The organism is Propionivibrio sp. (genome assembly GCF_049316945.1).
GTDB lineage: Bacteria > Pseudomonadota > Gammaproteobacteria > Burkholderiales > Rhodocyclaceae > Propionivibrio.
This window is the reverse complement of the sequence record NZ_JBMOJE010000047.1, coordinates 24,883-35,131: the sequence shown is the minus strand read 5'-3', so window position 1 is coordinate 35,131 and position 10,249 is coordinate 24,883. Positions and strand designations below refer to the sequence as shown.

The window sequence follows — 10,249 nt, the reverse complement described above, 5'->3', positions numbered from 1 at the left end:
AAACTAATTTCCTATAAATACTGAATAAATACGGACTGGATCAGGAAGTCTGAATATTATCGTCTCCCATCGACCTGTCTTGGCTGGACGCCATTGATTGACGGCCTCTGCCGAAAACCAGATCGTGATGTCGCCGCGTCGACGCAATGCCTCGTTGTATTCGGGCCAGTTGGTCGCCTTGCAATTGGGCTTGGTGAATTTGTGGCGGCGATTCTCGTTATGTTTGTAGGGCACAGGCTGTCTTTGGCGGAGAAATCGATCCCCATCATGCCAATTTACCGACTGATGGCCGATATTTTCGATTTATTCAACAACGCCTCGTGATACCTTGTCCGCATAACGTACGGAAGTGCCTTCTTTCGCACCGTGGTGGCGCATACGCAACAAATCTTGCCGGACGATGAGAACCTCGAGGAGACGTGCAGTGACTATCTTTGGACATCCCGCCACGCCGCTTCCGGAAACCGGATTGCCAACGATGTCATCGCGGCATTTGCGCGGACTGGTGATCCTGATTCTGGTCATCAGCAACGTCGCCGTGTTCGGGCTTTCCTGGTATTTTTTGCTGCACAGCCGGCAGCAATACGAACTGCGCGCCCGGACGCTGAGCCAGAACATCGCCAGCGCGGTTGAGCAAAACCTTTCCAGCCGCATCGAAAAAGTCGATCTGGCCTTGCGCTCGGTAGCCGACGAACTCGAACGTCTGCTCGCCAGCAAAGGCATCGATGAACAGGCCATGACGGCGTACCTGAGCACGCAGGAGCAGCGCTTGCCCGAGGTCGATACTTTTCGCGTAGCGAATGCCGAGGGCCTGATCATCCTTGGCAAAGAGGTGAACAAGAATGACCGCCTTAGCTGGGCTGACCGCGAGTATTTCATCTACTTGCGCGACCATGCCGACGGCGCCCTGCAGATTTCCGGGCCGCGCATGGGGCGCATCACCAAGCAGCACATCGTCGGCTTCGCTCGACGCTACAACCATGCCGACGGACGCTTTGCCGGGATCATTTCCGCTTCGATCACCGTCGACTATTTCACCCGGCTGCTGTCCGGCTTCGATCTCGATCAGGGCGGCGCAATCGCCTTGCGCGATGCCGGTCTCGGTCTGATTGCCCGCTCCCCGCCGATCACCGACCTGCCGGGCGGACAGGTCGGCGATAGTTTCGTATCGACCAAGCTCCAGCAGCTCGCCGCCTCCGGCGTTGACTCGGCGACCTACTTTAGTCTGGTTAATTCGGACGGCGTGCTGCGCACCATCACTTTCAATCGTCTGGGCAATGCACCGATGATCGTTCTTGTCGGCCTGGCCAGCGACGACTACCTGAGCAACTGGCGTGCCGAGGCGTACCAGACCGCAGCCATGGATTTCGGCTACCTGTTCCTGTCGCTGCTGGTCGGCGGTTTTCTGCTGCGCCTGCTGGCACACGGCGAGACGCGCGAGCAAATGCTCAGGCTGAGCGAGGACCGCTTCAACAATGCGCAGCAGGTTGCCCATATCGGGAGCTGGCATTTCGATCTGATCCGCAACAAGCTTGAATGGTCGGACGAAACGTACCGGATTTTCGGCCTGACCAAAAACGCAGCGCTTTCCTATGATGGCTTTCTGTCTATAGTCCACCCCGAGGATCGCGTGGCGGTCAATGCCGCCTGGCAAGCCGCCCTGATGGGGTCTGGCTACGACATCACCCATCGCATCGCGGTCGGCGAACAGGTCAAGTGGGTGCGCCAGCAGGCCGTGCTCGACTTCGACGCCCAGGGCCATCCTGAATCGGGCGTCGGCACGGTCCAGGACATCACCCGGCAAGTGCTTGCCCAGCAGGCGCTGAGCACCAGCGAAGCGCTCTTCCAGGCCACCTTTGAACAGGCGGCCATGGGCATCGGCATGGTGGCTAGCGATGGCCGCTGGCTCAAGGTCAACCGCCGGCTGTGCGCGATGGTCGGCTATACCCAAGCTGAACTGATGGCGCTCACCTTCCAGGGCATCACCTTCGCGGATGACCTGGAGGCGAGCGTGGAAACCGTGCGCCGGTTGCAGGCGGGCGAGATTCAGTCCTATTCGACCGAGAAGCGTTATGTGCGCAAGGACGGCAGTCTGGTCTGGATCCGGGCCACTGCCGCCCTGGTCAGAATCAGCGACGCTTTGCCCGGCATACTGATTGCCGTGGTCGAGGACATTGACCTGCGCAAGCAGGCGAAAGCCGAACTCGAACAGCACCGGCACCACCTCGAAGAACTGGTGCAAGCGCGCACCGTCGAACTGAGCGCGGCACGGCAACAGGCGGAAACGGCCAATCACTCGAAGTCGCGCTTCCTGGCTGCGGCCAGCCACGACCTGCGCCAGCCTCTCGCGGCGCTCTCGCTCTATGTCGGCGTGCTGAAGAGCAAGATTTCGCCGGACAGCGTCGAACTGGTGGGGCGCATCCAGTTGTGCGCCGACAGCCTGTCCAGTCTGCTGACCGATCTGCTCGACGTGAGCAAACTGGACGCCGGCGTGGTCATCCCCACGCCGTCCGACTTTGCCATTGATGATCTGCTCGACATCCTCTTTTCCGTCTATTCCGGGCCGGCCCGAGAAAAAGGTCTGCGCCTGCGCTTTCGATTCTCCGGCGCGTTTGCCCGTACCGATCTGAAGTTGGCGATCCGCGTAATCGGCAACCTGGTGGACAATGCCATTCACTACACCAGGCAGGGCGGCGTGCTGGTCGCCTGCCGGCGCCATCAAGGCAAGCAGTGGGTTGAAGTCTGGGATACCGGCATCGGCATTGCCAAGGACCAGACCGAGCTTGTTTTTGAAGAGTTCAGGCAACTCGGGGATGCTGCGCGAAACCGGGGCAGCGGCCTGGGTCTGGCGATCGTGGCCAAGACGGCGAAATTGCTCGGCCTGCAGATCCGCCTGCGCTCACGGCCAGGTCGTGGCTCGATGTTCGCCATAGAACTCCCGCCGGGCCGGGCGGTTGCTCCGACGCAGATTTTGCCCCGTCGAACAGCCCCCAGAGTGCTCCGGATCGGTGTGGTTGAAGACAATGCTGAAGTACTTCAGGCGCTGGTTCTTGCACTGGAGAATGCCGGCCATGACGTGGTGGCGGCAACGACCGGCGCGGAATTCGTCGGCCGCCTGGGCGGGCGTCGACCGGATATCGTGATCTCGGATTATCGTCTGGCTGACAGCGAAACCGGATTCGACGTGATCGAGGCGGCCAGGAAGATTTTTGGCGACGACCTGCCGGCGCTCCTGTTAACTGGTGATACCGATCCGGCGCTGATCCGCAGCATGGCCGACCGGGGCATCGCGGTGCATTACAAACCGCTGCAGATTGAAGCCTTGCAGGCCTTCATAAATGAAGTGGCGGAACGTAGGGGGCCGTGAAATTGCACATTTTCTGGCTGACGGCCACGCCGTGCTCAAGGCGGTTGACGAGAGCCGCCCTCAGAGTATGTGAAAAAATGCCGGAACACCCACCGCAGAGACGCAAAGACGCAGAGGTTTCGCAGAGAAAACCTTTAAAAAAAAACAATGGGGCTCCTCTGCGTTTTCTTTGCTCCTTTGCGGCTTTGCGGTGGATTTTTGATATTTTCACAACCTCTCAGGTGAAGTTATCGTCCTTCAGGTCGTCGCTGGCCTGCTTCAGCGTTTTTCCTCGTCGCCCCGACCATGTCGCTGCGGCGATTTTTCTTCCGGAGCCGGGCGCTGGCGATCGTCGGCGCGCTGCGTTCTTGCCTCGGGGCGTGGTTCGGCCGGGCGACTGACTTCTCGCGGAGCTTCACGGCGTGTTTCGCGCACAACCGGTGGCGGCGCTTCAACACGTACGGCCGGGGCCGGTCGAATCACCTGCTGCGGTGCCGGCTCGGGCCTGGCCTGTGGCGTCGGCCGCACGGTTTCAGGCATTGACCTTTCCATACGATGCGGCACGACCGCCGGGGCTTGTGGCACTGGTGCCACTGCCTGAGGAATGACGGCTTCCCGGTTTCTTGGTGCCGCCGGAGTGGCCACCCTCGGCTCTGATTGCTCCCGATCGCGGCGAGCAAAAGGCTGGCTTGCGCGATCCTGCGGGTTCCGTCGTTCGACCTGAGTTGAAATCGGGGCGGCACTTTCCTGACGGCGAGATTCAACCGGCTCGGATCTGGGCGGAGGTACTGCGCGGACGCTCTCAGGCACTGGCTTTTCCATTCGTTGCGGAACGGCCACCGGGGCTTGTGGTGCTGGCGCCAGTGTCTGAGGAATGGCGGCATCCCGGTTTCTTGGCGTGGCCGGAGTGGCCACCGTCGGTTCTGGTTGCTCCCGCTCGCGACGACCAAAAGGCTGGCTTGGTCGATCCTGCGGGTTCCGTCGTTCGACCTGAACTGGAAGCGGGACGGCACTTTCCTGACGGCGAGATTCAACCGGCTCGGATCTTGGCGAAGGTACTGCGTGGGCACTCTCAGGCACCGGCCGTTCGTTCCGTTGCGGAGCAACAGCCGGCGCTTGTGGCTCACGCCCCGGCCGGGCAGAGGGTTGGCTTGGGCGATCCTGGCGCTCCTGCCGGCCTCGTGTTTCGGTCTGCGGTACTGAAACCGGAGCGGCGGCCTGGACAGGTTGATCACGCATGCCACGCTGATCTCTGTGAGAAATTACCTCACGGGCGACCGGACGGCGGTGCGTAACAACATCGGCAGGCACTACCGTCACCGCCTGCGGCAGTTCGCGGTGAGCGTAACGCGTTTGCTGAATCACGGCCTGCGGGTTGCTGGCAATGATGTTCACGTTGGCGATGTGCGGAACGTGCGAACTGTTGATGCTGCGTATATGGTTCGGGCTGCTGCGATAGGCCGGTATATAGACCTCGTGCGGGGCGAGCGGGAACCAGCCCACCGTTGGCCGCGCGCCGATGGCCAACGATGGGGCCAGGCCGGGGGTTCCAATCCAGGCCACCATGGCTGGTGCATATACCGGTCGTGCAATGCGCGTGCCCGGAACCCAGCCCCACGCGCCGCGATGCTGCACCCAGCGACCGTAGTGGAAGGGCGCAAAGCCCCACGGCTCATCGCCCACCCAGTTCCAGCCCCAGGGCGCAATCCAGACCCAGTGACCGCTACGGTACGGCGCCCAGTCGGCGGCAACGGCGCGCGGAGTCCAGATGGCGCCGTATTCGGGGTTCTCCGACCAGTTGCCGTAGGCATCGAGGTCTTCGGCGCCGGTCATTTCGGGAGAGACGTAGCGCGCGTAGTTGTTCGATGTCCGGCGCTGGTCGCGTGCGGCGCTCCACTGGGTGAAGTCGTCATTGATGGCGGTCGTCAGGCGATAGCGTGTCTGCCCCGCATTCCAGAATGCGGCACTTTGACCGGCGGCGATATCGAGTGCGCTGTCGCTGGCCTCGAAATGCAGGCGGCCGTAGTACGCCGTGCCGCTGGCGCTGTTGGATTCGGCGTCGAAGCGGTAGATCCCGGTGTCGCGTGCGCTGAATTGGCCGATGCGGGTGCCCAGTTCGAAGTCGCCCACGGCCTCACGCGATGGCAAGTTGACGATGGCCCGGCCCGAGTTCAGAAAAAGGCGAACCTGCTCATCGTCGATCCGGTCAAGTTCCAGAACGCTACCCATGTCGAGGCGTACGGTCATCGAGCCGATCTGTATCTCGGCACGGGAGTTGGCATCGATGCTCAGGATGTCGCCGCTGGTCAGCGGCTGGTTGAGCGGAGCGCTGTACGACTCGCCAGTGCCCGGGTTGTACAGATTTACGTCGCCTGACAACCAGGCGATGCGGCCAATGCGGCCGGCCGGATCAGCCTGGGCCGGCACGGCAAAAAAAAGAACGCCAGCCAGCAGGGCAAGCAAGCTGCGCCAGAGGCGCGGGGGGGAAAGCGAGTTGTGCATTTTTTCCGTCCAGTTTGTTCAAACAGGCATTCAATCTGCCTGTAGAACCAATCAACGTGCGAGACGGCGTTTCGTCTGACGGCGGAAATACTTTGTCACATTTGATTACGGGGATGGCGTGTACTCAGAGGCTGTGAAAAAATACCTAGCCCCCACCGCAGAGGCGCAAAGGAGCAAAGGTTTCGCAAAGAAAACCCTTTGCAAACAAGCGGGTTCCTTCGCGTTTTCTTTGCCCCTTTGCGGCTTTGCGGCTTTGCGGCTTTGCGGTGGATTTTTGATTTTTTCACAGGCTCTCAGCCGTGATAGTGCGTATGTCTTACCCAAGCCTGGCCATTCCTTGTTTGGGGCCGGCCTGCAAGGCGCGCAGTACGGGCATCTTGATGTGTGATGCCGTGAAAGCCAATATCCATGCGGTTCTTTAAACATTACATCCTGTGATCGCCTATTGACGGGCATTGTAGGGCGGTAGCTCTGCAAGCCCGGTGCGCAGATAGGCGCCGCGATTCAAACCAGCAAACTCAACTCGGAAATCTCGATAGCGGCCAATGACCCAATGCTTTCGACAAGCGCCTTGAAATGCGCCGTGAGCATGTGCGCCTCAAGCGCCGCCTTGTTCCGCCATTGCTCCTGAATCACAAATCGATGGTCATTGTTGTTGTCGACCAGGAAGTCATAACGTATGCAGCCATCTTCAGCCCGCGTCGGCGGCACGATCAGATCGATGGCGGCACGCACCGGTTGAGCTTGATCGGGTTTGGCGGTGATGGTGGCGATTACAAATAAAGTCGTGTTCATGGAGTTTCCTTGTTGATGTGGCAGGTTGAATGAACCTGAAAGCCGCAGATCAAACCACGGCGACACGGCGGGCACAGCGAAAAGCCTCAGTTTTTCAGGATTTCATGATTCATCTAAAGGGTGAATCATGAAAACATTGCAACTCATTGTTTTTCCTCTGTGTTCGCCGTGTTCGCCGTGGTCAACTGCCTTTTCTAAGTTGAAAATGCATTTTGCACCGTTCAAGCGCCCTTGTCCGGAATCGGTTCGAGCAGCGCGGCGAGGTCGGAGTCGCTGAACTTGACGCTGCCCTCGTGATCTTCCGAGAGGATTCCGGCGGCCAGTTCGGCCTTTTTCTCCTGCAAGGCGAGGATTTTTTCCTCGATGCTGCCGGCCACGACGAGTTTGTAGACGAAGACTTTCTTGGTCTGGCCAAGGCGGTGGGCGCGGTCGGTGGCCTGGTTCTCGACCGCCGGGTTCCACCACGGGTCGTAGTGGATGACGGTATCGGCGGCGGTCAGGTTGAGGCCGGTGCCGCCGGCTTTCAGGCTGATCAGGAAAATCTGAACCTCTTCGGCCTGGAAGCGGCGGATCGGCGTTTCGCGGTCGGTGGTGCTGCCGGTCAGGGTGACGAATTCGATCTTGCGTGCCGTCAGTTGCTCGGCGATCAGGTCGAGCATCGAGGTGAATTGCGAGAAGAGCAGGACGCGCCGGCCTTCTTCGACCATCTCCGGCAGCATGTCCATCAGCAGATCGAGCTTGGCCCGTTCCTTGACCTTTTTGGCGGCGTCGATCTTGACCAGGCGCGGGTCGCAGCAGACTTGGCGCAGCTTGAGCAGGGCGTCGAGGATGACGATCTGGCTGCGCGCAAAGCCTTTGCTGGCAATCTCCTCGCGCACCCGGGCATCCATCGCGCTGCGCACCGTTTCGTACAGGTCGCGCTGGCCGCCGTCGAGCTCGACGGTGCGCACGATGATGGTTTTTTCCGGCAACTCCTTGGCCACTTCGTCCTTCTTGCGACGCAGCATGAAGGGTTTGATGCGGCGCGCCAGCAGCGTCCGGCGCAAATTGCTGCCCTGCTTTTCGATCGGTGTGCGCCAGGTGCTGGTGAAGTGTTTGCTGTCGCCAAGAAAACCGGGCATCAGGAAGTCGAACAGCCCCCACAGTTCGCCGAGGTGGTTTTCCAGCGGCGTTCCGGTCAGGCACAGGCGATGTGCGGCGCGGAACTGGCGCACCACCTGCGCCGCCTGGCTGGCGGAATTCTTGATCAGTTGCGCTTCGTCGAGAATCAGCAAATGATAATCCTGTGCGCCGAGGATTTCCTGGTCGCGCCAGAGCAGCGGGTAGGTGGTCAGGCAGACGTCATGTTCCGGGATCGCCGCAAAACGTTCGGCGCGGCTCGGGCCGTGCAGCGAGAGCACCGACAAGCCGGGGGCGAAACGTTCGGCTTCGCGCTTCCAGTTGAAGATCAGCGAGGTCGGCATGATCACCAGCGCCGGCTTGTCGAGGCGGCCGGCTTCCTTCTCGATCAGCAAGTGGGCGAGCGTTTGCGCCGTTTTGCCGAGCCCCATGTCGTCGGCCAGAATGCCGCCGAGTTCGTTCTCGCGCAGATACTGCAGCCAGCCAAGCCCATCGAGCTGATAGGGGCGCAACGTCATCGCCAGGCCTTGCGGTGCGCTCGCCGTGTGCGTGCCGCCGGCGCCTTGCAGGCGGCGAGCCAGTTCGCTGGCGGCGTGCGTACCGTGGACCGTCCACCCCGGCAGATCGCCGAGCGCGGTCAGGCGCGCCGCATCGGCACGTGGCAAACGCAGTGTTTGTTCTCCGGACGGGCCGTCGAACAGGTCGATCAGCGTACGCGCCAGCGGTTTGATACGTTCGGCGACAATGCGCAGGCGCCCGCCTTGCGGGCCTTGCAACTCGATAAGTTCGTCGTCGGCAATGTGCGCAATGCGTTCGCCGTCGAGCCAGCGCCCGTCGCTGCGAAACAGGCTGTGCAGCAGTGGCGCCAGCGGCAGGCGCTGGCCGTCCACGACGATGCCCATGTCCAGCCCGAACCAGCCGTTTTCAGTCTCCGAGAGTTCAGCCTCCCAGGATTCGACGGTCAGCACATGGTGGCGAAACTCGCCGGGAATCACCACCTGCCAGCCGGCCGCGCGCAGCCTGGGCGCCAGTTCGGCGGAGAATCCGGCCCAGACGGCTTCGCTTTCCAGCCCGTAGGCGGCCTTGGCAAAACCGCCGGAAACGGAAACCCAGCCCGGCGAGATCGGCATGAAACCAAGGCTGACGAGAAAGGCCAGTTGCGCTTTTTCCTGCTCGGGCTTGCGTAGTACACGAACGGTTTCGCCGCCGTTGACGGTGACGTAGTCCTGCGGGTCGTGCGCCGACATCTTCGCCTCGCCGTAAGCAAAATCGATTTCGGCGTAGTCGTAATAGCCATTATTGAAGGTGCCGGCGTACTTGCGATGCTTGTAGACCGCCCAGCAACGCAGCGTGTGCAGGGTGACGATGGCGTGCAAAGGTTCGTCGATCTGGCGCAGGTGGCTGACGGCGTCGGTGTTGGGCGGCGGAATGTCGGGGGCGATTTCGGCCAGCGCGCTGGTGACCAGCGGCAAGTCGCCGGGATCGAGCGGCGGCAGCCGGAACAGGGCGTACAGCAGGGCCGGAGCGGTTTTAGTTTCGACCGTGCCGGCTTCGCCGGTTTCCGGGTCGATGTAGCATGGCGGTTCGAAAAGGAGCAGGGTGCTCGACGGCGGCTGGGTGAGGAGGCGCGGGACGATCTGCTGGCGCCTGTTGGCTTGCCAGGTGATCTCGCCGGGGCGGGCGGGGCCGCTGCGTAGCGGAATGAGTGCGCCGGTGTGCGGTGCGCTCACCTCCGCGCAGAAATAACAGCGACCGCTGGCCAGCGCCGCCGCCAACAGCGATGCGCCATTCTTGCCGGCCAGCGGAGCGCAGTCGCCGAGCTGGCCTTTGCCGCAGACCTTCAGCATCAGGCGGAAAATGTCTAGGTCGCTGTCGTCTGTGAACAGTGGCGGTGCCAGCAGGGCGCGCTCGGCATTGCACCAATCCGACGTGCTGCGCTTTAGCGGCGCGGCAGGGTCGATGCGGCCCTTGATCGTCCTGATGGAAAAATCCCCATAGTAGCCCGAGTAGCCGACGAGGTAATAAATCGCCTGCGTGGCCTTGGCTTTGGCTTTGGTTTTCGGCTTTTTGGCGGCAGTCAGGCTGGCCTGGCGCAGGGTGTCCACCCACTGTGTCAGCGCCCAGCGGTTCGGCGAGGGCACCGAGTTTGATGCGGGCGAGGCGTCCCACAGGGCCGCCGACCCGCCACGTTGTTCGAGCATGTGGAGCAGCACGGCGGCGGCGTGCTTGCAGTATTCCTCTTCAGGACAAGTGCAGATGCTGTCGATGGTCAGCCTGGACGGGCCATGGGCCGAAGTTTCGCCAAAATAGATGTCGACCTCAATGTTGCGAAAACCCGACTTGCGGATTTCGCACCAGATATGATTGCCTTCCATTTCAGCCTTGGCGATTTTCGGGATTTCGAAAATGGCGTCTTGCATCACGTCTTTCTCAAAAAAATTCTCAATATCCTGCAAGGTGTAACGGCTGGTTGGCGAGTGCATGGCG

The 10,249-nt window shown here is 61.2% G+C and carries 5 protein-coding genes; 2 read left to right on the top strand and 3 right to left on the bottom strand.

What is annotated here, in order from left to right; genetic code table 11:
• Positions 1–93 precede the first annotated feature (93 nt).
• Together ACOYNV_RS12360 and ACOYNV_RS12355 are read left to right on the top strand one after the other, a co-directional pair.
• Positions 94–324 carry a hypothetical protein gene (locus ACOYNV_RS12360; RefSeq protein ID WP_422900086.1) on the top strand — a complete coding sequence of 77 codons (231 nt, stop codon included), beginning with the start codon at positions 94–96 and terminating at the stop codon, positions 322–324.
• Positions 325–424: 100 nt separating this feature from the next.
• Positions 425–3,367 carry a PAS domain S-box protein gene (locus ACOYNV_RS12355; protein ID WP_422900085.1) on the top strand — a complete coding sequence of 981 codons (2,943 nt, stop codon included), beginning with the start codon at positions 425–427 and terminating at the stop codon, positions 3,365–3,367.
• A 258-nt stretch (positions 3,368–3,625) separates the two neighbouring features.
• Here ACOYNV_RS12355 and ACOYNV_RS12350 read toward each other — a convergent pair whose 3' ends face one another.
• The 3 genes from ACOYNV_RS12350 to ACOYNV_RS12340 all read right to left on the bottom strand — a co-directional run bounded on the left by ACOYNV_RS12350 (position 3,626) and on the right by ACOYNV_RS12340 (position 10,245).
• The gene (locus ACOYNV_RS12350) at positions 3,626–5,848 is read right to left on the bottom strand and encodes a DUF6600 domain-containing protein (RefSeq protein WP_422900084.1); all 2,223 of its coding nucleotides are present in this window, start codon (positions 5,846–5,848) and stop codon (positions 3,626–3,628) included.
• Positions 5,849–6,352: 504 nt separating this feature from the next.
• Positions 6,353–6,643 (bottom strand): putative quinol monooxygenase, encoded by a 291-nt coding sequence (locus tag ACOYNV_RS12345; RefSeq protein ID WP_422900083.1) that lies wholly within the window; start codon positions 6,641–6,643, stop codon positions 6,353–6,355.
• A gap of 221 nt (positions 6,644–6,864) precedes the next feature.
• Positions 6,865–10,245: an SNF2-related protein gene (locus ACOYNV_RS12340; RefSeq protein WP_422900082.1), complete on the bottom strand. Its 3,381-nt coding sequence runs from the start codon at positions 10,243–10,245 to the stop codon at positions 6,865–6,867.
• Positions 10,246–10,249: the final 4 nt, after the last annotated feature.

What these genes read in the sequence shown, in the direction of transcription:
- ACOYNV_RS12350 (WP_422900084.1), bottom strand. Translation starts at nt 5,848, where the DNA reads ATGCACAACTCGCTTTCCCCCCCGCGCCTCTGGCGCAGCTTGCTTGCC.
- ACOYNV_RS12345 (WP_422900083.1), bottom strand. Translation starts at nt 6,643, where the DNA reads ATGAACACGACTTTATTTGTAATCGCCACCATCACCGCCAAACCCGAT.
- ACOYNV_RS12340 (WP_422900082.1), bottom strand. Translation starts at nt 10,245, where the DNA reads ATGCACTCGCCAACCAGCCGTTACACCTTGCAGGATATTGAGAATTTT.